This window comes from Streptomyces sp. NPDC096339 (assembly GCF_044762985.1).
Lineage (GTDB): Bacteria > Actinomycetota > Actinomycetes > Streptomycetales > Streptomycetaceae > Streptomyces.
Genome location: NZ_JBIWFI010000002.1, coordinates 547584 through 569878 on the forward strand (window position 1 = coordinate 547584; position 22295 = coordinate 569878).

20 protein-coding genes and 3 tRNA genes are annotated in these 22295 nt (G+C 71.8%); 19 read left to right on the forward strand and 4 right to left on the reverse strand.

The genetic code is table 11. From position 1 onward, the window contains the following. Window positions 1-230: 230 nt before the first annotated feature. From ACIQ5Y_RS05890 to ACIQ5Y_RS05920, 7 genes are all read left to right on the forward strand, one after another. Window positions 231-1865, forward strand: coding sequence for a S1C family serine protease (locus ACIQ5Y_RS05890; protein WP_403875347.1), 1635 nt, complete (start codon window positions 231-233; stop codon window positions 1863-1865). 124 nt (window positions 1866-1989) lie between these two features. Further along, window positions 1990-2895 (forward strand): LysR family transcriptional regulator, encoded by a 906-nt coding sequence (locus ACIQ5Y_RS05895; protein WP_403875349.1) that lies wholly within the window; start codon window positions 1990-1992, stop codon window positions 2893-2895. 91 nt (window positions 2896-2986) lie between these two features. After that, window positions 2987-3535, forward strand: coding sequence for a cysteine dioxygenase (locus ACIQ5Y_RS05900; protein ID WP_403875352.1), 549 nt, complete (start codon window positions 2987-2989; stop codon window positions 3533-3535). Continuing rightward, window positions 3535-4581 carry a YeiH family protein gene (locus ACIQ5Y_RS05905; protein WP_403875355.1) on the forward strand — a complete coding sequence of 349 codons (1047 nt, stop codon included), beginning with the start codon at window positions 3535-3537 and terminating at the stop codon, window positions 4579-4581. The genes ACIQ5Y_RS05900 and ACIQ5Y_RS05905 overlap by 1 nt, the downstream gene beginning before the upstream one ends. 183 nt (window positions 4582-4764) lie before the next feature. Next, complete coding sequence (locus ACIQ5Y_RS05910) at window positions 4765-5715, forward strand: trypsin-like serine peptidase (RefSeq protein WP_403875357.1); 951 nt, start codon at window positions 4765-4767, stop codon at window positions 5713-5715. Window positions 5716-5873: 158 nt separating this feature from the next. Further along, a complete protein-coding gene (locus ACIQ5Y_RS05915) occupies window positions 5874-6236 on the forward strand; it encodes a hypothetical protein (RefSeq protein ID WP_403875360.1) in 363 nt (120 codons plus the stop codon). A gap of 102 nt (window positions 6237-6338) precedes the next feature. After that, a tRNA-Ser gene (locus ACIQ5Y_RS05920) sits at window positions 6339-6426 on the forward strand. A 141-nt stretch (window positions 6427-6567) separates the two neighbouring features. Here ACIQ5Y_RS05920 and ACIQ5Y_RS05925 read toward each other — a convergent pair. After that, a complete protein-coding gene (locus tag ACIQ5Y_RS05925) occupies window positions 6568-7023 on the reverse strand; it encodes an SCO4225 family membrane protein (protein WP_403875363.1) in 456 nt (151 codons plus the stop codon). 564 nt (window positions 7024-7587) lie between these two features. Here ACIQ5Y_RS05925 and ACIQ5Y_RS05930 point away from each other — a divergent pair. From ACIQ5Y_RS05930 to ACIQ5Y_RS05970, 9 genes are all read left to right on the forward strand, one after another. Beyond that, a complete protein-coding gene (locus ACIQ5Y_RS05930) occupies window positions 7588-8004 on the forward strand; it encodes a DUF6344 domain-containing protein (protein WP_403875366.1) in 417 nt (138 codons plus the stop codon). Between the two features lie 394 nt (window positions 8005-8398). After that, entirely contained in the window at window positions 8399-8710 is a 312-nt protein-coding gene (locus ACIQ5Y_RS05935; RefSeq protein ID WP_403875369.1) for a hypothetical protein, read from the forward strand. A gap of 191 nt (window positions 8711-8901) precedes the next feature. Further along, complete coding sequence (locus tag ACIQ5Y_RS05940) at window positions 8902-10053, forward strand: acyl-CoA dehydrogenase family protein (protein ID WP_403875372.1); 1152 nt, start codon at window positions 8902-8904, stop codon at window positions 10051-10053. Continuing rightward, on the forward strand, window positions 10050-10985 hold the full coding sequence (locus ACIQ5Y_RS05945; RefSeq protein WP_403875375.1) for a bifunctional MaoC family dehydratase N-terminal/OB-fold nucleic acid binding domain-containing protein: 936 nt from the start codon (window positions 10050-10052) through the stop codon (window positions 10983-10985). Before ACIQ5Y_RS05940 ends, ACIQ5Y_RS05945 begins: the two co-directional genes overlap by 4 nt. Then, window positions 10985-12010 (forward strand): acyl-CoA dehydrogenase family protein, encoded by a 1026-nt coding sequence (locus tag ACIQ5Y_RS05950; protein WP_403875378.1) that lies wholly within the window; start codon window positions 10985-10987, stop codon window positions 12008-12010. The genes ACIQ5Y_RS05945 and ACIQ5Y_RS05950 overlap by 1 nt, the downstream gene beginning before the upstream one ends. Window positions 12011-12028: 18 nt before the next feature. Beyond that, entirely contained in the window at window positions 12029-12412 is a 384-nt protein-coding gene (locus ACIQ5Y_RS05955) for a MaoC family dehydratase (RefSeq protein WP_384587591.1), read from the forward strand. Continuing rightward, on the forward strand, window positions 12409-13575 hold the full coding sequence (locus tag ACIQ5Y_RS05960; RefSeq protein ID WP_403875381.1) for a lipid-transfer protein: 1167 nt from the start codon (window positions 12409-12411) through the stop codon (window positions 13573-13575). Before ACIQ5Y_RS05955 ends, ACIQ5Y_RS05960 begins: the two co-directional genes overlap by 4 nt. Window positions 13576-13774: 199 nt before the next feature. Next, window positions 13775-14308 carry a SigE family RNA polymerase sigma factor gene (locus tag ACIQ5Y_RS05965; protein ID WP_403875384.1) on the forward strand — a complete coding sequence of 178 codons (534 nt, stop codon included), beginning with the start codon at window positions 13775-13777 and terminating at the stop codon, window positions 14306-14308. A 281-nt stretch (window positions 14309-14589) separates the two neighbouring features. Beyond that, window positions 14590-16239: a long-chain fatty acid--CoA ligase gene (locus ACIQ5Y_RS05970; RefSeq protein ID WP_403875387.1), complete on the forward strand. Its 1650-nt coding sequence runs from the start codon at window positions 14590-14592 to the stop codon at window positions 16237-16239. A gap of 72 nt (window positions 16240-16311) precedes the next feature. Here ACIQ5Y_RS05970 and ACIQ5Y_RS05975 read toward each other — a convergent pair whose 3' ends face one another. The 3 genes from ACIQ5Y_RS05975 to ACIQ5Y_RS05985 form a co-directional block, all read right to left on the reverse strand. After that, window positions 16312-16887: an antibiotic biosynthesis monooxygenase gene (locus ACIQ5Y_RS05975; RefSeq protein ID WP_403875390.1), complete on the reverse strand. Its 576-nt coding sequence runs from the start codon at window positions 16885-16887 to the stop codon at window positions 16312-16314. 13 nt (window positions 16888-16900) lie between these two features. Beyond that, the gene (locus ACIQ5Y_RS05980; RefSeq protein ID WP_403875393.1) at window positions 16901-20458 is read right to left on the reverse strand and encodes a PAS domain-containing protein; all 3558 of its coding nucleotides are present in this window, start codon (window positions 20456-20458) and stop codon (window positions 16901-16903) included. Between the two features lie 119 nt (window positions 20459-20577). Next, window positions 20578-21003: an SSI family serine proteinase inhibitor gene (locus ACIQ5Y_RS05985; protein WP_403875397.1), complete on the reverse strand. Its 426-nt coding sequence runs from the start codon at window positions 21001-21003 to the stop codon at window positions 20578-20580. A 197-nt stretch (window positions 21004-21200) separates the two neighbouring features. On the opposite strand from ACIQ5Y_RS05985, the gene ACIQ5Y_RS05990 reads away from it, so the two are divergent. The 3 genes from ACIQ5Y_RS05990 (at window position 21201) to ACIQ5Y_RS06000 (ending at window position 22292) form a co-directional block, all read left to right on the forward strand. Continuing rightward, window positions 21201-21291: transfer RNA gene (locus ACIQ5Y_RS05990), tRNA-Ser, on the forward strand. A 343-nt stretch (window positions 21292-21634) separates the two neighbouring features. Next, window positions 21635-21707 (forward strand) — tRNA-Arg (locus ACIQ5Y_RS05995). 219 nt (window positions 21708-21926) lie between these two features. Continuing rightward, the gene (locus tag ACIQ5Y_RS06000) at window positions 21927-22292 is read left to right on the forward strand and encodes a PH domain-containing protein (RefSeq protein ID WP_403875399.1); all 366 of its coding nucleotides are present in this window, start codon (window positions 21927-21929) and stop codon (window positions 22290-22292) included. The last annotated feature ends 3 nt before the right edge of the window (window positions 22293-22295 follow it).

Sequence of the window (22295 nt, forward strand, 5' to 3'; positions counted from 1 at the left end):
ATGGTGCCACCGCGGGGGCCCCGGGCGTCGAGGTCCGGTCCCGCGAATGCGTCCGAAATGTCGGATATAAAGAATGGGGAGAGACGCACAGGTCCGGCTTACAGTGCTCTGACGGGTGATGGGAAAGGCTTTGCCCAGGAACTTGTGTGGCCAGTCGAACGTTCAGTCGGACCGACTGAACGAGATGTGCCGAAGATTTCTGAAGCCGTGTGTGACGAGGAGAGAGCGCTGTGAGCACCGAGAACGAGGGCACCGCGGCCCCCAAGCACCACGCGGCCCCGTCCGCACCACCTGCTCAGGCCTCCGAGACGCAGGCCGCGGAGCCCGCGGCTGCCCCGCAGCCCGCCGACGCGCCGCCGGCGGCCCCGGTCGCCGAGCCCGCCGCGGCGCCCCCTGCGGGCGCGCCGGCCGCCGAGCCGGTGACCCAGCAGCTTCCGCCCACCCCGGCGCCGGGCACCGAGCACACCCAGCAGCTCCCGCCCACCCCGCCGGCCTCGGCTCCGGCGCACCCCGCGCCGGGCTACGGCCAGGCTCCCGCCGCCCCCGCGCCGGGCTACGAGCAGGCTCCCGCCGCCCCCGCGCCGGGCTACGGACAGGCCCCCGCCGCCCCCGCCCCGGCCGGGCACGGCGCCGAGGTGTGGCCGCCGGCGCCGCCCGCCGTGCCCGCGTACGGCGTGGGCGGCGGCCAGGGGGGCCACGGCGGCTGGGGGGCTCCCCCGATGGCGGACGGCACCCCGCACGGCAAGCCGAAGGGCAGGGGCGGCCTGATCGCGGGCGTGCTCGTGGCGGCCCTCATCGCGGGCGGCATCGGCGGCGGCGTCGGCTACTGGGCCGCCGACCGCAGCAACAACGGCACCGGCTCGACCACGATCTCCGCCGGAAACACCCCCAAGGACGTCAAGCGGGAGGCCGGTTCGATCGCGGGCCTGGCCGCCGCAGCACTGCCCAGCGTCGTCACCATCGAGGCCTCGGCCGGCGACGGCGAGGGCGGCACCGGCACCGGCTTCATCTACGACCAGCAGGGCCACATCCTCACGAACAACCACGTGGTGGCCTCCGCCGCCAACGGCGGCAAGCTCTCCGCCACCTTCTCCAACGGCAAGAAGTACGAGGCCGAGGTCGTCGGCCGGGCCCAGGGCTACGACGTGGCCGTCCTCAAGCTGAAGAACCCGCCGGCCGGCCTCAAGCCGCTGGCGCTCGGCGACTCCGAGAACGTCGCGGTCGGCGACCCGACCATCGCGATCGGCGCCCCCTTCGGTCTGTCGAACACGGTCACCACCGGCATCGTCAGCGCCAAGAACCGACCCGTCGCCTCGGGTGACGGCTCCGGCAGCAAGAACTCCTACATGAGCGCCCTCCAGACCGACGCCTCGATCAACCCGGGCAACTCCGGCGGTCCGCTGCTCGACGGGCGCGGTGCCGTCATCGGCATCAACTCCGCCATCCAGTCGGCAAACAACGGCGGCTTCGGTGGCGGTCAGGCCGGTTCCATCGGCCTTGGCTTCGCCATCCCGATCAACCAGGCGAAGAACGTCGCCGAGTCGCTGATCAAGACGGGCAAGCCGGTCTACCCGGTGATCTCGGTCTCCGTGGACCTCCAGGCCAAGGCCGAGGGTGCCAAGATCTCCGAGCAGGGCGCGGCCGCCAACGACCTGGTCGACCCGAACGGCCCGGCCGGCAAGGCGGGTCTCAAGCCCGGCGACGTCATCACCGAGTTCGGCGGCAAGCCGGTCGACAGCGGCCCGACCCTGATCAGCATGATCTGGACGTACAAGCCCGGCGACACCGTGAAGCTCACCTACCTGCGCGGCGGCAAGCCGACCACGGTGGACATCACGCTCGGCTCGCGGGTCGGCGACAAGTAGGACCGACGGGCCCGAGGGGTCTGACAGGTCAGACGGGTCCGACGGGTCTGATGGGCTCGATGTAGAGGGGCCGTAGGCGGGATTCCGCCTACGGCCCCTTCCAACGTCCGCTTATGCTTCGCTGGTGTTCGATTCCCGGCACATACGGACGTTCCACCAGGTGGTCGCCTCCGGTTCCTACTCGGCGGCCGCACGCGTCCTGGGGTACACCCAGCCCGCCATCACCCAGCAGATGAAGGCGCTCGAACGCGCCGTCGGAACCCCGCTGTTCACCCGCGTGGGCCGCAAGATGCAGCTCACCGAGGCCGGGGAGTCCCTGTCCCGGCACGCCGAGACGATCCTCGGCAGCCTCTCCGCCGCCGAGGCCCAGCTGAAGGCGTACGCGCGTCTGCGCACCGGGCGCGTACGGCTCTGCGGCTTCCCCAGTGCCAACGCCACCCTGGTCCCGGAGGCCCTCAGCGGGCTGGCCAAGGACCACCCGGGCGTGCAGGTCGAGCTGCTGGAGGGCGAGCCACCGGAGTCGCTGCGCCGGCTGGAGCGCGGGGAGTGCGACATCACCCTGGCCTTCACCTATCCGGGCCTGCACGAGGAGATCCCGGAGGAGGTGACCGAGGTCAGGCTGCTGGAGGACCAGCTGACCGTGCTGCTCCCCACCGGGCACCCGCTGGCCCGGCGCAGGGCCGTGCACCTGGCCGATCTCGCCGAGGAGCGGTGGATCGCCGGCTGTCCACGCTGCCGGGCCAACCTGCTGCACGAGTGCGCGGAGCTGGGTTTCGTACCCGACGTCCGCTTCGCGACCGACGACAACCTGGTGGTGCAGAGCCTGGTCGCGCAGGGCCTGGGCGTGGCGATGATGCCCGCACTGGTCCTGCCTTCCCTCTCGCTCAGCAAGGTCTGCGGGCGGGCGCTGGAGCCGGCCGCGCGCCGCCACATCTCTGCCTACGTGTACCGGGACCACCTGCGCATCCCGGCGACGGCCGTGGTCCTCGACGCGCTCAGGCGGGTGGCGGCGAACCGGGTCGGCTGCTGATCGAACCCTCGCCCAACCCATAAGCGGGTCTTGGGATTTCGGGTCGGAACTGTCGTTGGACGTGATGGATTGGCGGCAGGACGCTGCCAACATGACCACCACCACGCCGGCCCGCACCACCACGAGGATGGCCGCCCTCGTCAGCGAGATCCGCACGGTCGTGGAGCGGGGGTTGGCCCCGGACCTGACCGCCTACCTGGTTGGCGAGCGGGTCGCCCCCCATCTGGGCGCCCCCGAGCTCCTGACGCCCGCGCAGTGCGAGGGGGACCCGGAGCGGTACCGGCAGCACATCCTGCACGCCGAGTCCGACGGCAGCTTCTCGGTGGTGGCGCTGGTGTGGCTGCCCGGTCAGGAGACCTGCATCCACGACCACGTGTCGTGGTGCGTGGCCGGGGTGCACCAGGGGGAGGAAAGCGAACGCCGCTTCCGGTTGGCGCCGGGCGCCGGTCCCGCGCGGCTGGTTGCCACCGAGGACGTGGTCAACGTACAGGGCGAGGTCTGCGGGTTCGCCCCGCCCGGTGACATCCACAAGGTGCGCAACTCCTGTGCCACGAAGGCGATATCCCTGCACGTCTACGGAGCGGACGTGTCCCGGCTGGGCACCAGCATCCGCCGCGTCTACCGTCTCCCGGTCGACTGATGGCCCTCCTCCACCGTCCGCAGCGGGTGGCGGCCGGGCATGTTTCACGTGAAACATCCACCCCCTGGCCCGGGTTGGCGATGGCTGCGGGCGGAGCGCTGGCGGCGTGGTGCGTGCACCGCCTTCTGCCGGCCGTGCCCATGCTGACCGCGTCCGTGGTGCTGGGCATCGCGGTGGCCCATCTCCCCGGCCTGCGGACCTTCGCGCGCGGAACCGCCCGTCCGGGGCTCTCCCTGGCCGGTCGTCGGCTCATGCGCATCGGGATCGTCCTGCTCGGGCTCGGCCTGGGGCTGGACCAGGTGCTGAGGCTGGGGTGGGGGACGGTCGCGATGGTGGCCGGGGTGGTCGCGGCCACGTTCTTCGGCACGCTCTGGCTGGGCCGGCGCCTCGGACTCCCCGGCGACCAGCCGCTGTTGATAGCCACCGGCTACTCGATCTGCGGGGCCTCGGCGATCGGTGCGGTGAGCGAGGTGTCGGGCAGCGACGAGGAGGACGTCGCCGCCTCGGTGGCCCTGGTCACCCTGTGCGGAACCCTCGCGATCGCCGTCCTCCCGCTGCTCCAGGATCCGTTGGGGCTCTCCGACCCCGCCTTCGGGAGGTGGGTCGGCGCGAGCGTCCACGACGTCGGTCAGGTGGTGGCCACCGCGCAGACAGCGGGCCCTGGGGCCCTCGGCGAGGCGGTGCTGGTCAAGCTGATGCGGGTGGCGCTGCTCGCGCCGCTGGTGGCGGCCGTGGCCTTCTCCGTACGGGCCCGGCGGCGAGGGGTGCGTACGTCCTCGGGGCGTCGGCCGGCTCCGGTGCCGCTGTTCGTGGCCGGTTTCCTGGCGGCGGCGGCGCTGCGAGCGACGGGCGTACTGCCGGACGCTGCGCTGGACTGGGCGCACACGGCGCAGGAGGCCCTGCTCGCGGCGGCCCTGTTCGGCCTGGGGAGCGCCGTGCACCTGCCGACACTGGCCCGGACCGGCGGGCGGGCCGCGGTCCTGGGGCTCGGGGCGTGGCTCGTGGTCGCAGGGGTCTCGTACGGCGGAGTGCTCCTCACCGCGTAGCAGGGGGAGTTGGCCATTTCCTGGCCGGAACCGACCGAACGTTCCGACTGCCCGCTGACATTGCGACCCGCCCGTGCCACTCTCCTCCCGGCAACTCGAACAACCGATCCGCACCGACCGCTCTTCACCCCCACCCTGCCCCGGCGGCCACCCCGCTCTCGGGTACGGCAGAAGGAGTCATGCGTGAATCGTCATCGAACGGCCTTATCCGTCCTGCTCTCGACGGGAGCCCTGCTCGCGGGCGTCCTGACGGTCGCCACCCCCTCGGTCGCGGCGGACGGCCCCGCGTCCTTCCGCCAGCAGCACACCGAGGGCTTCTGGACCGCCGAGCGGATGCGGGCGGCCACTCCGCTCGACATCACGGCGGTCCCCGGCAGGGCACGCACCCCCGTCACCACCGCGGCCGCCCCCACGAGCATCGCCCCGACCGAGGCGTCCGCCTCCCCCACGGCGTTCCCGCAGCCGGGCGGCGCCTGGACGGGCGGTGGCGCGGTCGTGAAGACCTCCGGCCGGGTCTTCTTCACCATGGGAGACCGGACCGCCTCCTGTTCCGGTGACTCGATCACCAGCGCCAACGGCAGCACGGTCATCACGGCCGGCCACTGTGTGAAGTACCAGGGCGCCTGGCACACGAACTGGGTCTTCGTCCCCGCGTACAACAACGGCAACGCGCCCTACGGCCAGTGGTCGGCCACCAAGACCTTCGCCACCGACCAGTGGGCCGCGAGCGAGGACATGAACATGGACGTCGGCCTGGCGGTGGTCGCCCCGCGGAACGGCCAGACCCTCAGCCAGGTCGTCGGAGCCCAGGGCATCCTCTTCAACGGCGGCTACAGCAAGAAGATGTACTCGTTCGGCTTCCCCGCGGCCGCCCCGTACGACGGCACGAAGCTCGTCTACTGCAGTGGCAACACCGGCAAGGACTTCCTGCTCACCAAGGACCACAGCCTGTCCTGCAACATGACCGGCGGCTCCAGCGGCGGCCCCTGGTTCCAGGACTTCAACGAGACCACCGGCCTGGGCACGCAGGTCTCGGTGAACAGCTTCGGCTACAACTTCCTGCCGAACCGCATGTACGGCCCGTACTTCGGCAACGAGGCCAAGGCGGCCTACGACAAGGCCCAGGCGTCCTGACCGGCGGACCAGCCCGGCCCGGTGGGGCACCGGAGCCTCCGTCCGGTGCCCCATCGCCTTTCCGCAGGCCGCGTCCGTGCATACGCTGACCTCACCAACGAGGCTGGGGAGGGCACGAGTTGGGAAAGCAGCCGCAGTTACCGGGCGACGAGCGCGCCATGCTCCGGAACGAGTTGCAGGAGCTGACATACCGGATCGCGACGACCCCGCATGACGTGGGGGTCACGGACCCCAAGGCCAGGATCCGGGAGATCCGCGAGAGGCTCGACGCACTGGACGCGGAGTCGACCGGGGGCCGCGGGGGACAGCCCGGGCCCCCGGCCCGCGGACGGCTTCGGGAAGACCTGAGCACCTACGGCGATCCGGTACCCGACCCTGCGCGGACGTACGACGTGAGCTCTCAGCCGTATGCGGGGGGCCGTTCGGAGCGCAGTGAGCGGCCCGATCGGGAGCTCACGCGGGGTCGCCACGACCACGAGGGCAGGTTCGGCCAGTACCGCCGGGGCAGCGGCCGGAACTGAACGGGCCCGGCCGCCGACGGCCACCTGCCGATAACGCAGCCCCCGACACCCCGGACAGCCGGTACTCTGGTGCCCGCTCCGCCGCTGAACGGCAGGGGCGAGGGTGGGTTGCCCGAGCGGCCTAAGGGAACGGTCTTGAAAACCGTCGTGGCGCGAGTCACCGTGGGTTCAAATCCCACACCCACCGCCACAGGTCAGAGAAGTAGCAGGTCAGAGGGCGGGCACCCGATCAGGGTGCCCGCCCTCTCTGCTCATCCGCTCTCACCTTGATGCACCAGTATCCCGCTGTTGACCAGCGCGTATGGGCCATCTGTGGGCCAGGACCACGGCGCTAGACCTGCGCACTCCTGGCGGCGCGCCGGCGCGCCGCGTAGCGAAGCAGAGCCCAAATCGCCGCGGCGTTGAGCAGGGCGCCGACCAGGACCGAGGCGTAGAAGCCGAAGCCGTCCAACGTGTCGAGCTTGGGGTCCACGGACGTGTCCGGTACCCAGTCCGCGGGGAGCGGGTCCGACTCCGAGGGGTAGTCCGTGGGCAGCTTCGCGGGCGGCTCGGAGCCGTACTGGGGGTGGGGATCCATGGGCGGGGCCGAGTCCAGGGCGTTCGCCGCGGGTCCGAAGGACGTCAGCAGCACGAGGCTGACCGGCGCCGTGGCCAGGATCGGCCAGACTCCGAAGAACCCGATGTCCCCGATCCGGCTGCCGACCGCGACGTAGACCAGCATCCCGACGACCAGCGCCAGGTACGCACCGGGCACCCACATCTCCGCCTTCGACCAGCGCCGCACCATGACGTTCCCCGTTCCGTTCCGCTTCGTTCGACCTGCGCCCAGTCTCGAAGCTGCCGGGGACCGCCACCTGAGTACGCCTACTCATCCTGATCGGCCCTGCGTACCTGGTCGGAGCCGTGCACGGCAAGCACGCCGGGGACAAATCCCACACCCACCGCCACCAGGTCAGACAAGGCTCTGACCGGTGCCCCTCGTTGAGGGGTACCCCTTCTGCCGTCTCGCGCGGATTTCGTTTCCGAGTTGCGCCGGGCAGGAGCTGGTCTGCCTCGACTGGGTGCCCGAGGACAGTGAGTGGGCCCCGGTCCGGGTCGCCATGAAGGCCTTCGCAGACGTGCACGGCCCTGAGCACGTCCGGCTCGTCGTCTGGTTCGACAACTCATCGCTCGTCGCCTGGTCCGCGACCGGTTTCCCGGCTTGGAAGGGGTACCGGAGGGGGTCTGGGCCTTTCGGGTGGTGTTTGTCGGAAGATCGGCGCGGGTCGTGGGGGCCGTGCGGTTGCGTCCGCATCATGACGAATGTATGCAGATCCGCCCGTCGGAACATCGCGAAATGAGGGAACCCGTCATGGCTCAGCGCAGCGTCATCTCGTCGATCTGGACTTCCGTCCTCGCCGCCCTCGTGGCTCTCCTCGCCTCCTTCGGGCTCGTCGGCAAGGCCGCCCCGGCCCTCGCCGCCGCCGCTGCTCCCGCCGCCCCGGCCACCGCGGCCGGCACCGTGCGCCGGGCGGGTGTCCAGGCCCGGCGGAGCTGGCGGGCGATGATGCGGGGCGGTTCGCTCCCGCCGACCATCAAGCAGCGGATCCGCGCCGAGGCGCACGGCAAGAGCCCGTCCGTCCGCCGGTCGACGACTGCCGCTGCCATGGGTGCCGCTTTTGCCGCCGTACGCGCTGCCACGTTCGCACCCGTTGCCGCACCCGTTGCCGCACCCTCCGCCGCACCCGTTGCCCCCGCGGCCCGGGACGGGCTCGCGCTCGCGGCGTAGAGCGGTACCGCGCAGTCGCCCCGGCGAGCGCCGGGGGCGTGCAGGGGGCGTGAAACTTGGTATTGCAGGGCCGCAGGGCCGGGAGACGGTGGGGTTCCCGGACGACGCGGCCCTATTTGGCATGTCCGGGCGGGAGTTTTTGGCTGAACGCTTCATCCCTTGTGCGGCAAGGGTTTCGACGGGCTCGGGGGTGCTGACCTGCGGCGCAGGGGGCGCGAATTGGGTTTATCCGGGGTTGGTCATGCTTGCGGGGGAATCGCAGACTCCGGGGTGGTTCGCCGGGGATTCGGTGGGCAACTCTGGTCTCGCGACGTCGTCAGCACGCAGAACGACCGAGGCGGTCGGCCAACTGCCTTGGAGTAACTCCCACTTCGGTTTTCTGGAGGATTCACACATGGCAAGCATCCGTACCGCCCGCGTCATCGCCGCCGTCGCCGCTCTCCCCCTCGCCGTCGCCCTCTTCGGTGGCGTGGCCTCGGCCGACAACGGTTCCTTCGCGAACGACGGATCGAATGCGAGCGTCGCCAGCATCATCGGCAGCGGCGTGGGTGGCGACAACAACGGCAACTCCTCCACCTCGCAGCAGGTGGCCACCGGCTCCGGAGCGTCCAACCAGAACAACACCGCGCAGGTCAACGGCTCGGCCTTCACCGCGATCCACCAGTCCAACTCGAACGTGGCGGTCAACTTCTACCCCTGGTGGTAGCCGCGGCCTGAGCCGCACCGACTGTTGAGGGCGCCCGTACGACCGGACCGGCTGGGGTCCGGTAGTGCGGGCGCCCTCGCGTGCGTCGGCTCGCAGGTCTTCGTGTGGCCCGCCTTCCGACCTTGACACCGGCGGTGAATCTGACGGACAGTCAGGTTCCCTCGATGTTGTGATGCCGGGAGGCCAGCGCCGTGCACCTCGCCCCGACCGAAGGCCAGTTGCGGCTCCGCGCCGAACTGCGGGAGTACTTCCAGGACCTGCTGCCGGACGGGGTCCCGGACGACCCGGCCCGCCAGCGCGCACTGCTGCGCCGCATCGGCGCCGACGATCTGCTCGGCCTCGGCTGGCCCGTCGAATTCGGAGGCCAGGGCCGTGGCCCCGACGAGCAGTTCGTCTTCTTCGACGAGGCCTACCGGGCCGGTGCGCCGGTGTCCATGGTCACGCTCAACACCGTCGGCCCGACCCTGATGAAGTACGGGACCCAGGAGCAGAAGGAGTACTTCCTGCCCCGCATCCTCAAAGGCGAGATCGTCTTCGCCATCGGCTACTCCGAGCCGGAGGCGGGCACCGACCTCGCCTCGCTGCGCACCCGGGCCGTCCGTGACGGCGGCGACTGGGTGATCGACGGGCAGAAGATCTTCACCTCCAACGCCCAGAACGCCGACTGGATCTGGCTCGCCTGCCGCACCGACCCCGAGGCCCCCAAACACAAGGGCATCTCGATCATCCTGGTGCCCACCGACGACCCCGGATTCTCCTGGACCCCCATCGAGACCGTCGGCGGGCTCACCACAACGGCGACGTACTACGACTCCGTCCGCGTGCCGGCGGGCAACCTCGTCGGCCCGGAACACGGCGGCTGGGGCCTGATCACCAACCAGCTCAACCACGAGCGCGTGGCCCTCGCAGCCATCGGCATGCAGGCCGAGGACTTCTACACGTACGCGCTCGGCCACGCCCGCACCCCCGACCCGGTCACCGGCGAGAGGCCGGCGGACCTGCCCTGGGTGCAGTCCCGGCTCGCCGAGGCGCACGCGCGACTGGCCGCCGTACGCCTCCTGAACTGGCGCCTCGTCCAGGACGTGGGCGCGGGCACCCTGGCCCCCGGCGACGCCAGCGGAGTGAAGTTCCTCGGCACCGAGTCCACCGTCGAGGTGTACCGGATGTGCCAGGAAGTGGTGGGCGAGGAGGCGCTCGTACGAGGCCCCGAGGCCTTCGCGGGCGGTGAGCTGGAGCGGATGAACCGCGCCGCGCAGATCAACACCTTCGGCGGCGGAGTCAGTGAAGTCCAGCGGGAGATCGTCGCCATGATGCGGCTCGGAATGAAGGGGAGGAAGCGATGACGGCGCAGGCGGCCGACACGGACGGGGAGGCAGCCCGGTTCCACGCGCTGCTGGCGGCCTTCGAGGGACAGCCGGCCGCCACCGCCGGCCGGGGCAAGGACGCGGTCAACGAGCCGATGATCCGCCACTGGTGCGAGGCGATGGGCGATGCCAACCCCGCCTACACCGGCCCGGACGCCATCGCGCCACCCACCATGCTCCAGGCCTGGACGATGGGAGGGCTCTCCGGCCACTCCGACCGCTCCTCCTGCTACGACGACCTCTTCGCGCTCCTCGACGGAGCCGGCTTCACCTCGGTGGTCGCCACCGACTGCGAGCAGGAGTACCTGCGCCCGCTGCGCCCCGGGGACACCATCACCTTCGACGCCGTCATCGAGTCCGTGTCCCCGCGCAAGACGACCAAGCTGGGCACCGGCCACTTCGTGACCACGCGCATGGACGTCCACGCGAACGGCGAACTCGCCGGCACCCACCGCTTCCGGATCCTCAAGTACGCGCCCGCCGGAACCCCGGCGACGAAGAAGAAGGCCCCGGCCCTGCGCCCCCGACCGGTGATCAACCGCGACAACCAGGGATTCTGGGACGGGGTCCGGGATCACAGACTCCTCATCCAGCGCTGCACCTCCTGCGAAGCCCTCCGCTTCCCGTGGCTGCCCGGCTGCAACGTCTGCGCGAGCCAGGACTGGGACACCGTCGAGGCCTCCGGCTCCGGCACCGTCTTCTCGTACGTGGTCATGCACCACCCGCCCTTCCCGGCCTTCGACCCTCCGTACGCGGTCGCGCTCGTCGAGCTCGCCGAGGGGGTTCGGATGATCAGCAACATCACCGGCGTTCCTTACGACAAGGTGCGCATCGGAATGCCCGTCCAGCTGGAGTTCCTGCGCGTCGACGACGGCCTCGAACTCCCCGTCTTCCGCGGGAGTGAAGGCTGATGGACTTCCACCCCACCGAGGAACAGGCCGCCGCGGCCGGCCTCGCCGCCCGGATATTCGGCGACCTCGCCACCCATGAACGCCTCGGGGCGGCCGGCACCGGAAGCGACGCCGAGCTCTGGAAGGCCCTCACCACGGCCGGAATGACCGCCGCCGTCGAGGAGGTCGGCCTGCTCGGCCTGGTCCTGCTCCTGGAGGAGCAGGGCCGCACCACCGCGCAGGTCCCGTACGCCGCCACCTGCGCGTACGGGATCCTCCCGGTGGCCGCCCACGGCAGCGCCGAGCAGCGGGCCCGCCTGCTTCCCGCCCTCGGCACCGGCGAGGCGGTCGCCACCGGGGTCTTCCCGGCGCGCGGCCGGATCACCTCCGAGGACGGCCGGCTCACCGGAACCGCCCCCGCCGTGCCCTGGCTGCGCGATGCCACCCACGTACTGGTCCCGGACGCGGACCGGGCCCTTTGGCTCGTACGGACGGACGCGCCCGGGGTGAGCGCCTCCCCGGTGGAGACCACCGCCCCCTGGTCGGCGGGCCGGCTGACGTTGACCGGGGCCGAGGGCGAGCGCCTCGGCGGCGCGGACGCGTACGAAGCGACGCTCGCCGCCGCCCGGACCGCCTTCGCCGGCCTCCAGGCGGGCGTCTGCGCGGGTTCGCTCGCCCGGGCCGTCGAGTACACCTCCACCCGCGAGCAGTTCGGCCGGCCGCTCTCCACCAACCAGGCGGTCCTGCTGCGCGCGGCCGACGCCCACATGGACATCGAGGCGATCCGGGTCACCGCGTACGAGGCGGCCTGGCGCATCGACCAGGGCCTCCCGGCGCGCGAACACGCGCTGACGGCGGCCTGGTGGGCCTCGGAGGCGGGCAAACGGGTCGTGCACGCGGGTCAGCACCTGCACGGCGGCATGGGCGCCGACCTCGACCACCCCGTCCACCGGCACTTTCTGTGGGGGCGCCAGCTGGACGCGTACCTGGGCTGCGGCAGCGAGCTGCTGGCCGAACTGGGCGCCGTGCTGGCGCAGGAGGGCTGAGCCATGGGAACCGTCGCCATGAGAGTCGGCGAGGAACTGCCACCGCTGGAGATCCCGGTCACCCGCACCCTGATCGTCGCGGGCGCGATCGCCTCCCGCGACTACCAGGACGTGCACCACGACGCGGCGCTGGCCCAGGAGAAGGGTTCTCCGGACATCTTCATGAACATCCTGACCACGAACGGCCTGGTCGGCCGGTACGTCACCGACCACCTCGGGCCGCGGGCCGTCCTGCGCAAGGTGGCCATCCGCCTCGGCGCCCCCAATTACCCGGGCGACACGATGACCCTGACGGGCACCGTCACCGCCGTCTCCGGAAACACCGTCGAGATCCGCGTCCTCGGGGCCAACGGCATCGGCCACCACGTGTCGGGGACGGTCACCGCGGAGGTGCCGGCATGAGCGTCCGCACCCGCGACGAGCTCGGCGGCAAGGCCGCCATCGCCGGCATCGGAGCGACCGAGTTCTCCAAGGACTCGGGCCGCAGCGAGCTCAAGCTCGCCGTCGAGGCCGTGCACCACGCCCTCGACGACGCCGGGCTCACCCCGGCCGACGTCGACGGCATGGTCACCTTCACGATGGACACCAGCCCCGAGATCACCGTCGCGCAGGCGGCCGGCATCGGGGACCTGTCCTTCTTCTCCCGCATCCACTACGGCGGCGGCGCGGCCTGCGCCACCGTCCAGCAGGCCGCCCTCGCCGTCGCCACCGGGGTCGCCGAGGTCGTGGTCTGCTACCGGGCCTTCAACGAGCGCTCAGGACGCCGCTTCGGCTCCGGAGTCCAGCAGCGCGAACCCTCGGCGGAGGGCGCCGCGCTCGGCTGGTCGCTGCCCTGGGGACTGCTGACCCCCGCCTCCTGGGTGGCCATGACCGCCCAGCGCTACCTGCACGCCTACAACCTCACCCCCGAGGCCTTCGGGCACGTCGCGGTCACCGACCGCCGGCACGCCGCGAACAACCCCGCCGCCTACTTCCACGGCAAGCCCATCACCCTCGCCGACCATGCCGCGTCGCGCTGGATCGTCGAGCCGCTGCGGCTGCTGGACTGCTGCCAGGAGACCGACGGCGGGCAGGCCGTCGTCGTGACCACACCCGAGCGGGCCCGGGACCTGCGGCACGCGCCCGCGGTGATCACCGCGGCCGCGCAGGGCGCCGGACGCCGGCAGGAGGGCATGACCTCCTTCTACCGCGACGACCTGACCGGGCTCCCCGAGATGGACGTGGTCGCGCGCCAGCTGTGGCGCACCAGCGGGCTGCGGCCCTCGGACATCGACGTAGGGATCCTCTACGACCACTTCACCCCCTTCGTGCTGATGCAGCTGGAGGAGTTCGGCTTCTGCCGGCCGGGAGAGGCCGCCGACTTCGTGGCTGCGGACGCGCTGCCGATCAACACCCACGGCGGCCAGCTCGGGGAGGCGTACCTGCACGGCATGAACGGCATCGCCGAGGCGGTCCGCCAGCTGCGCGGCACCTCCGTGAACCAGGTCGAGGGGGCGGAGCACGTACTCGTCACGGCCGGCACCGGGGTGCCGACCTCCGGGCTGATCCTGGGAGCCGACGGCTGACGATCCGCCGCTCCCTGCTCCCCGTTCTCTGCTCGCCGCTGAAGGCCGGCCGCTCACGTCTGACGGATTCGTGCCGGTTGGGGCCCACCTCCTCCACCTTCAGGAGGTGGGGCCTTCCCTACTCCTACAACCTGAGACGGACCCCGCTTCGGCACTTGCGGCCGATCCCATGACGGGCGGGCGCTCCTAGCGTGGACACATGACCACGCCTGTGTGCACGCTCGCCTCGAACCCGACGCCGTACCCGTCGTTCTCGGCGTACGTCCGGACCCGGGGCACGGTTCTGATGCGCACGGCGCGCTCCCTCACCGCCAACCCGTGTGACGCCGAGGACCTGCTCCAGACGGCCCTGGCCAAGACGTACATGGCCTGGGACCGCATCGAGGACCACCGCGCCCTGGACGGCTACGTCCGGCGGGCCCTGGTCAACACCCGCACCTCCCAGTGGCGCAAGCGCAAGGTGGACGAGTTCTGCTGCGACGAACTCCCGGAGACCGAGGACCTCCCGGCCGCCGACCCCGCGGAGGCGCAGGCCCTGCGGGACGCGATGTGGCGTGCGGTGACACGGCTGCCCGACCGGCAGCGGGCCATGGTCGTACTGCGCTACTACGAGGATCTCAGCGAGGTGCAGACGGCCGAGCTCCTGGGCGTTTCGGTCGGCACGGTCAAGAGCGCCGTCTCCCGGGCGCTGGGCAAACTCCGCGAGGACCCGGAGCTCACCACGGTCCGCTGAGCGTCGACCCTGGGCGGCGCCCTCGCGCGTGCCGAGGTTTCACGTGAAACATCGGCACGCGCTTGGGGAGCCGGAGAGATCGGGCGCGTCGCGCAGTCCGTCTTGGGAGAGACCTTCGGCGCCGGGCCGCAGAGCCACGGGATCCACGTCCATCGCGCTGGGAAGCGGACTTGTGGGCGGCCCCGAAGAAAGCTACCGAGACGTAGTGACATACCGCGCGGTACGTGCGCAGAATTCTCCCACCGTCGAGACGAGTGACAGCGCCCAACGGGAGGACGCCCGTGCTCAGCACCATGCAAGAGGTACCGCTCACCATCAGCCGGATTCTGGAGCATGGTCGGAGGGTGCACGGCAGGTCGACCGTGACGACGTGGACCGGCGGGGCCGAGCCGCACCGCCGGACGTTCGCCGAGATCGGCGACCGCGCCGCCCAGCTCGCCAATGCCCTGCGCGACGAACTGGGCGTCGAGCCCGGAAGCGTGCTGGCGACGCTGATGTGGAACAACGCCGAGCACGTCGAGGCGTACTTCGCGATCCCGTCCATGGGCGCGGTCCTGCACACCCTCAACCTGAGGCTCCCCCCCGAGCAGCTGGTCTTCATCGTCAACCACGCCGAGGACCGGGTCGTGCTGGTCAACGGCACCCTGCTGCCGCTCCTCGCGCCGCTGCTGCCGCACCTGCCGACCGTCGAGCACGTCGTCGTCTCCGGTATCGGCGACCGCTCGGTGCTCGAAGGCCTGAACGTCCGCGTGCACGAGTACGAAGAGCTGATCGCGGGCCGCCCGGTCACCTACGACTGGCCCGAGCTGGACGAACGCCGGGCCGCGGCCATGTGTTACACCTCCGGCACCACGGGCGACCCCAAGGGCGTCGCCTACTCGCACCGCTCGATCTACCTGCACTCGATGCAGGTCAACATGGCCGAGTCGATGGGGCTGACCGACCGGGACACGACCCTCATCGTGGTTCCGCAGTTCCACGTGAACGCGTGGGGCCTGCCGCACGCCACCTTCATGACCGGCATCAACATGCTGATGCCGGACCGCTTCCTCCAGCCCGCCCCGCTCGCCGAGATGATCGAGCGGGAGAAGCCCACGCACGCGGCGGCCGTCCCCACCATCTGGCAGGGCCTGCTCGCCGAGGTCACCGCCAACCCGCGCGACCTGACCTCCATGAAGCAGGTCACCATCGGTGGCGCGGCCTGCCCGCCCGCCCTGATGGAGGCCTACGACAAGATCGGCGTCCGCCTCTGCCACGCCTGGGGCATGACCGAGACCTCCCCGCTCGGCACGATGGCGCACCCGCCGGCCGGTCTGGACGCCGAGGAGGAGTGGCCGTACCGGATCACCCAGGGCCGTTTCCCCGCGGGCGTCGAGGCCCGCCTGGTCGGCCCCGCCGGAGACCACCTGCCCTGGGACGGCCAGTCCGCGGGCGAGCTGGAGGTGCGCGGCACCTGGATCGCGGGCGCCTACTTCGGCGGCGCCAACGGCGAACCGTACCGTCCCGAGGACAAGTTCAGCCCGGACGGATGGCTCAAGACCGGGGACGTCGGCGTCATCAGCCACGACGGCTACCTCACCCTCACCGACCGGGCCAAGGACGTCATCAAGTCCGGCGGCGAGTGGATCTCCAGCGTGGAGCTGGAGAACGCCCTGATGGCGCACCCCGAGGTCGCCGAGGCCGCCGTGGTCGCCGTACCCGACGACAAGTGGGGCGAGCGTCCGCTGGCCACCGTCGTGCTCAAGGCGGGCGCCACCGTGGACTACGAGGGCCTGCGCGAGTTCCTCGGCCGGTCGATCGCCAAGTGGCAGCTGCCGGAGCGCTGGACGGTCATCACGGAGGTGCCCAAGACCAGCGTCGGCAAGTTCGACAAGAAGGTGATCCGCAGGCAGTACGCGGACGGCGAGCTCGAGGTCACGAAGCTCGACTGACCGGGGGCCGACTGACCGGAGGCCGGGCGACCGAGGGCCGGGCGACCGGGAGTCGGGTGGCGGGGCGCGGGCTCACCCCTTGGTGAGCCACGGCCGCAGCAGCCTGCTGACGGTGGGCATGGCCACGTAGGTCATCAGGGTGCTGAACACGACGGTGAAGGCGGCCGTGCGCAGCACGAACGGCAGATCCACCAGGAACGGCCCGAGCACCGCGTTGCCGACGAGCGAGATCGGGAAGATGGCCAGCCCCGAGCTGATCGCCATCTTCCACCGCGGCGGCGCGGGCCGGGTCGTACCCGGCTTGGCGAACCAGGTCTCCATGCCGTGCAGTTCCCGGCGGGCTATCTCCTGGTGGTGGTGACCCAGGCAGTTGGAGAACCACTGGGCCCGCTCCGGCGAGTCCTGCCAGCGCTGGAACGCGTCCTCGTTGCGGAAGCGGTGCACCAGGAACCACGGCCCGCCCTCGGTCGCCGGGCGGAACAGTCCGTACCCCAGGTGGTCCGGAAAGCTCGCGGCCGTCTCCAGGATCCCGTGGGCCCAGGCCTCGAAGGTCTCCTCGTACCCGGGCTCCACCTGACGGGCTATGAGCAGGTTCACCTCCCCGTTGTCCGCGGGGACGGTGTGCTCGGTCGTGTCGATGATGGCCATCGGGCCAGGATGACTAGTTGGTGCCGATCTTCGCCAGTAGGTCCACGATGCGACCCTGTACGTCCGCGGTGGTGGCCCGCTCGGCGAGGAAGAGCACGCTCTCACCCGAACCCAGCTTCGGCAGCTCCGCCGCATCGATGCCCGTCGCCGTGTAGACGACCAGCGGGGTGCGGTTCAACTGCCCGTTGGCGCGCAGCCAGTCCACGATCCCGGCCCGGCGGCGGCGTACCTGCATCAGGTCCATGACGACCAGGTTGGGCCGCATTTGCGTCGCCAGTTCCACCGCGTCGGTGTCGGCGCCCGCCCGGGCGACCTGGAGGCCGCGCCGTTCCAGGGCGGTGGTGAGTGCCGCCGCGATCTCGTCGCGCTCCTCGATCAGCAGGACCCGCGAGGGGTGCTGCTCACTGTCGCGCGGCGCGAGCGCCTTGAGAAGGACCGCCGGATCGGCTCCGTACGCCGCTTCGCGCGCGGCGTGCCCAAGCCCGGCCGTCACCAGTACGGGCACCTCGGCCGCCACCGCGGCCTGCCGCAGGGACTGCAGGGCGGTGCGGGTGATCGGCCCGGTCAGCGGATCCACGAACAGCGCGGCGGGGAACGCGGCGATCTGCGCGTCCACCTCCTCGCGGGAGTGCACGATCACCGGGCGGTAGCCGCGGTCGCTGAGCGCCTGCTGCGTCTGCACGTCGGGCGCGGGCCACACCAGGAGCCGGCGGGGGTTGTCCAGCGGCTCGGGCGGAAGCTCGTCGTCCACGGGTGCGGGTGCGGGCCGGTTGACCACCTCGACGGCGCCGCCCGGGCCGTCCAGCGGCTCGGGGCCCTCGTCGGCACCGGCCTCGGGGGCTCCTATGGCGAAGGCCCGGCCCTGCGGAGCGGGCTCGGCGAGCCGGCGGCGACGGCCGGAACCGGAGGCGGAGGTGCCGGTCCCGGGGGCGGTCGCGTTCGGGTCGATGGAAATGCCCTGGCCGAGGGTGCCGAGGGCGCGCACGTTGATCGCCTGCCCCGCCTGGGCCTCCGCGGGGGTCTCCTGCGGCTGCCGGGCCCCGGGGAGCGCGAGCCGGCCCGACTCGCCGTCCTCGGGCGCCGTCCGCGCCGCCGGAACCGGCCATGCCGGGGTGCCGGGCAGCGCACGCCGCCGCCCGGTGGGGGGTACGGGTTCCTCGGCGGGGGCCGCGGCATCGGGCTCGGCGGCGGGCGCGCTCAGCACCCGGCGCCCGCGCCGCCCGCCCGGAGCGTCGGCGTCCGCCTCGGCGGAGGCGGAGGCGGGGGCGGGGGCCGGGCCGGCCATCGCGGGGGCCTGAGTCGGCCCGGCGGGCAGGGCGAAGCCGCCCTCGGGGGCGATGGGCCGGGCGGGAGCGGGGCTCAGGCCGGTGGCGGGTACGGGACCGCCGGGCTGTACCGGACCGGCCGGTCCCAGCGCGCGGCGCCGCCCGGCGGGGTGTCCGGTCGCGGGTACGGAGGGCACGGCCGGCAGCGCGGGCATACCGGTCCCCTGCGGCGGCACGGGTCCCGCGATCCCGCCGGGCGCGACGACGGCAGGTGCACCCTGCCCCGCGATCCCGCCGGGTGCGACGACGCCGGGGGCGTTGATCCCGCCGGGTGCGACGAGGCCGCCCGGGCCGGCCGGGCCCGCGATGCCGCCGGGCGCGACGACGCCGCCGGGACCGCCCGGGCCGCCGATACCGCCCTGTGCTCCGATCCCGCCGGGTGCGACGAGGCCGCCCGGGCCGGCCGGGCCCGCGATGCCGCCAGGCGGGACGACGCCGCCGGGACCGCCCGGGGTCGCGCCGTCCTCGCCGCTGCCGTCCCCGGCGCGGCCGCGCCTGCGTCCGGTGCCCAGCCCCGCCGGGTTCACCGGGGACTGCGCGAGCTCCGGGCCCGCCTCGGGACCGGGGGCCTCGGCTCCCCGCCGCCGCCCGGACGGCAGCGCCAGCGCGCCCCCGCCCTGGCCGGACTGCGCGGCTCCGGGAGCCGCGGCCTCGTCCTCCAGGAAGGCGTCCACACCGCGCCGGCCCCGGCGCCCGCCGGAGACCTTCCCGGGGGCGGCGCCCCCGGCAGCACCCTCGGCAGGACCCTCCGCGGGATCCGGCTCCTCCGCCAGCTCCGGCAGGGTCACCGTCCCGGCTCCCGAGCCCAGCGGCAGCTCCAGCACGTACGCCCCGCCGGGCGCGCCCGGGACCTCCACCGTCTGCAGCACACCTCCGTGCGCGGCCACGATGCCCCGCACGATCGGCTCGTGGACGGGGTTACCGCCCTCGTACGGCCCGCGCACCTCGATCCGTACGACATCGCCCCGCTGCGCGGCGGCCACGACGATCGTCGAGTCGCTGTACCCGCTGCCCTGGCGGGTCTTGCCGGTGGCGTCGACTCCGGCGACGTCCGCGACCAGGTGCGCGAGGGCCGTCGCGACCCGTTCCGCGTCCACCTCGGCCTCGATGGTCGGCGCGTGGACGGCGAACTGCGCGCGGCCCGGTCCGATCAGCTCGACCGCGCCGTCGACGCCGGCCGTGACGACGCCGTTGATCAGGACCTTCTTCTTGGCGAGCTTGTCGCTGCCGGCGTCCAGGCGCTGGAAGCCGAGCACGTTGTCCACGAGGGTGGTCATCCGCGAGTACCCGGCGGCCAGGTGGTGCAGCAGTTGGTTGGCCTCGGGCCACAGCTGACCCGCGTCATCGGCGGCGAGCGTGGCCAGCTCCCCGCGGAGCTCGTCCAGAGGCCCGCGCAGCGAGTCGCCGAGGACGGCCAGCAGCTGGGCGTGCCGTGCGGCGAGGGCGTCGTACGGCCGCCGGTCGGTGAAGGTCATGACGGCGCCGACGAGCTGTTCGCCGTCCCGCACGGGAGACGTGGTCAGGTCGACGGCGACGGGCTGGCCGGCCTTGTTCCACAGCACCTGCCCGCGCACGCGGTGCTTGCGGCCGCTGCGCAGGGTGTCGGCGAGCGGGGACTCGTCGAAGGGGAACGGCGAGCCGTCGGCGCGCGAATGCTGCACCAGGCCGTGCAGTTCGCGGTTGCCGAGGTCGGTGGCCCGGTAGCCGAGGATCTGGGCGGCGGCCGGGTTGACCAGCACCACCCGCCCGTCGGTGTCGGTGCCGACGACGCCCTCGGCGGCGGCGCGCAGGATCATCTCGGTCTGACGCTGGGAGCGGGCCAGCTCGGCCTCGGTGTCCACGGTCTGCGAGAGGTCCCGTACGACGAGCATCAGCAGCTCGTCACCGGTGTAGGCGGGTTGCGGCTCGCGGTAGGCGTCGCGGCCGTCGAGATGGGCTGCGGTGACCTCGACGGGGAACTCGGAGCCGTCGGTGCGGCGCGCGACCATCCGCTTGGGCTTGGCGCGGCCGCCCTCGTCCTCGCCGGGCCGGCGCATGGAGCCGGGGATCAGTTTGGAGTCGAACTCGGGCAGGAGGTCGAGCACGCCCCGGCCGACGAGCCCGGTTCCGGGGCTCTCCATGACCTCTAGGGCGATCGAATTGGCGTTGACGACCGTGCCGTTGGCGTTGACGAGCAACAGCGCGTCCGGAAGGGCATCGAGTATTGCTGCGAGGCGAGCAGCGCCTCGGGATGGCCTGCTGCTCACGACGAGCTTCCTCCCTGACCACAACTACCGGCATGTCACGGGAGGAGTCTAAGGGCACAGGCCCGCGGTGGGGCGGCCGAAGTCCGGTGCATATCGCCCGGCCCGCGCATCCTCCCAGGTCAGGAACGCCCAGTCGGAAGCAGAGGTTCCAACTCGTCCCAACGGCTGATTTCGCAGCCGTCCGTGCGCCGGAAGGTGGCGTCCACTTTGCGCCCCTGCCAGGTGCCGGTGATCCGCGCGGTGGCCGGGCCGCCGTACTTCATGCCGCAGATCTGCCGCTTGGAGACGGGAGCGAAGGGGTCCTTGCCCTCGGAGGCGAGCTTCTGCAGCTTCGCGCAGGCCTGCTCCCTCCAGGGGTGGTCGCCGCCCACGGGGTCGCACTCGAGCAGGTACTCCCGGTCCAGCCTGCGGTTGCCGGTGTCGGCCATGGCGATGGTGAGGCTGTCGGGACCGGTCAGCAGCCGCCCGAGGGGCAGCGGCGGCAGCGGCCCGGCGGCCGCGGCGGCCAGGGCGGAGGTGACGGCGAAGGCGGCGAGACGCAGCATGGGGCACTCCAGGTCGTCCGTACGTCGTACGCCTGCCCAACGACGGCGGCGCTCCTACGTTCCGTCCCGACGCACGTATTGAGCGGCCTTAAGGCTTTGCCCTTCGGCCGCCGCTCCTAGTACCGTGGGAGCGGATTGGTGAGGGGCCCTGCGCCTGTGTCATCATCTGCACGCACCCTCGTACGCGGGGGTGAGCTGGAGGCGTCGCCTAGTCCGGTCTATGGCGCCGCACTGCTAATGCGGTTTGGGGCTTACACCCCATCGAGGGTTCAAATCCCTCCGCCTCCGCACCTCATCGAAGCCCCGGTCCTGACGGACCGGGGCTTCGATGCGTTTCCGGGCCCGTCGATGTCGATGTGCGCTGATGGATGCCAATGGACGCCGGTGAACCCCGATGAACCCCGGTGAACCCCGATCAACGCAGACCGGTGCCGGCCGGTGTCGGCCAGTGCCGACCCGATCGGGGCCTCTCGCCCTCCGCGCCCCTCGGCGCCAACTCATCCGGACGATCTACATCCGGCGCGTTTCCGCAGGTCAGGGGTGGTTTGGCTAATGGATTTCGCGTCCCGGCGAGGTCCATGTATTGTTGTTCTCGCAAGGCCAACGGGGCGAAAAACCCCGGGAAGCCCAAGCACTCGTAGCTTAACGGATAGAGCATCTGACTACGGATCAGAAGGTTGCAGGTTCGAATCCTGCCGAGTGCACAGCAAGCCAGAGGCCCCGGACGAAAGTCCGGGGCCTCTGGCGTTTCCGTTGTACGGCAGTGGGGTGCCGTGCGGGGTCGGCCCCGGCTCCTCCTTGATGGGGAGAGCCTCACTCCTGGGTATCAGGGAGAGGGATGGCTCCGGAGGGGGATGCGGGCCGGCCGGTCGAGTGGGTACGGTTCTGAAGATCACATCCGAAGCTGGAAATGGGGGGCTTTCATGGGACTGTTCGGAAACGCGCACGCTGTGGACCCGGCGTCGGCACAGCAGGAGTTCGCGCGGCTGCTGGGCCACGGGGAGCAGGTGCACGCCGCCTACCTGCTGGTCCGGGACACGATCCTGTTCACCGATCGGCGTCTGGTGCTCGTCGACAAGCAGGGCATCACGGGTAAGAAGGTGGAGTACCACTCCATCCCCTACCGGAGCATCACGCACTTCGCGGTGGAGACGGCCGGGACCTTCGATCTGGACGCCGAGCTGAAGATCTGGATATCCGGTAGCCCGACGCCGGTCGAGAAGACGTTCACCAAGGGCGTCGACATCTACGAGGTGCAGGCGATCCTGACGCAGTTCGTCGCCCGGTAGTCC

Bases quoted from the DNA above. Each gene is read 5' to 3' on its own strand.
- ACIQ5Y_RS05925 (WP_403875363.1), bottom strand. From the start codon at position 7,023: ATGGTGCGGCGCTGGTCGAAGGCGGAGATGTGGGTGCCCGGTGCGTAC.
- ACIQ5Y_RS05905 (WP_403875355.1), top strand. From the start codon at position 3,535: ATGGCCCTCCTCCACCGTCCGCAGCGGGTGGCGGCCGGGCATGTTTCA.
- ACIQ5Y_RS06000 (WP_403875399.1), top strand. From the start codon at position 21,927: ATGGGACTGTTCGGAAACGCGCACGCTGTGGACCCGGCGTCGGCACAG.
- ACIQ5Y_RS05950 (WP_403875378.1), top strand. From the start codon at position 10,985: ATGGACTTCCACCCCACCGAGGAACAGGCCGCCGCGGCCGGCCTCGCC.
- ACIQ5Y_RS05960 (WP_403875381.1), top strand. From the start codon at position 12,409: ATGAGCGTCCGCACCCGCGACGAGCTCGGCGGCAAGGCCGCCATCGCC.
- ACIQ5Y_RS05965 (WP_403875384.1), top strand. From the start codon at position 13,775: ATGACCACGCCTGTGTGCACGCTCGCCTCGAACCCGACGCCGTACCCG.
- ACIQ5Y_RS05930 (WP_403875366.1), top strand. From the start codon at position 7,588: ATGGCTCAGCGCAGCGTCATCTCGTCGATCTGGACTTCCGTCCTCGCC.
- ACIQ5Y_RS05945 (WP_403875375.1), top strand. From the start codon at position 10,050: ATGACGGCGCAGGCGGCCGACACGGACGGGGAGGCAGCCCGGTTCCAC.
- ACIQ5Y_RS05915 (WP_403875360.1), top strand. From the start codon at position 5,874: ATGCTCCGGAACGAGTTGCAGGAGCTGACATACCGGATCGCGACGACC.
- ACIQ5Y_RS05975 (WP_403875390.1), bottom strand. From the start codon at position 16,887: ATGGCCATCATCGACACGACCGAGCACACCGTCCCCGCGGACAACGGG.
- ACIQ5Y_RS05955 (WP_384587591.1), top strand. From the start codon at position 12,029: ATGAGAGTCGGCGAGGAACTGCCACCGCTGGAGATCCCGGTCACCCGC.
- ACIQ5Y_RS05985 (WP_403875397.1), bottom strand. From the start codon at position 21,003: ATGCTGCGTCTCGCCGCCTTCGCCGTCACCTCCGCCCTGGCCGCCGCG.
- ACIQ5Y_RS05900 (WP_403875352.1), top strand. From the start codon at position 2,987: ATGACCACCACCACGCCGGCCCGCACCACCACGAGGATGGCCGCCCTC.
- ACIQ5Y_RS05935 (WP_403875369.1), top strand. From the start codon at position 8,399: ATGGCAAGCATCCGTACCGCCCGCGTCATCGCCGCCGTCGCCGCTCTC.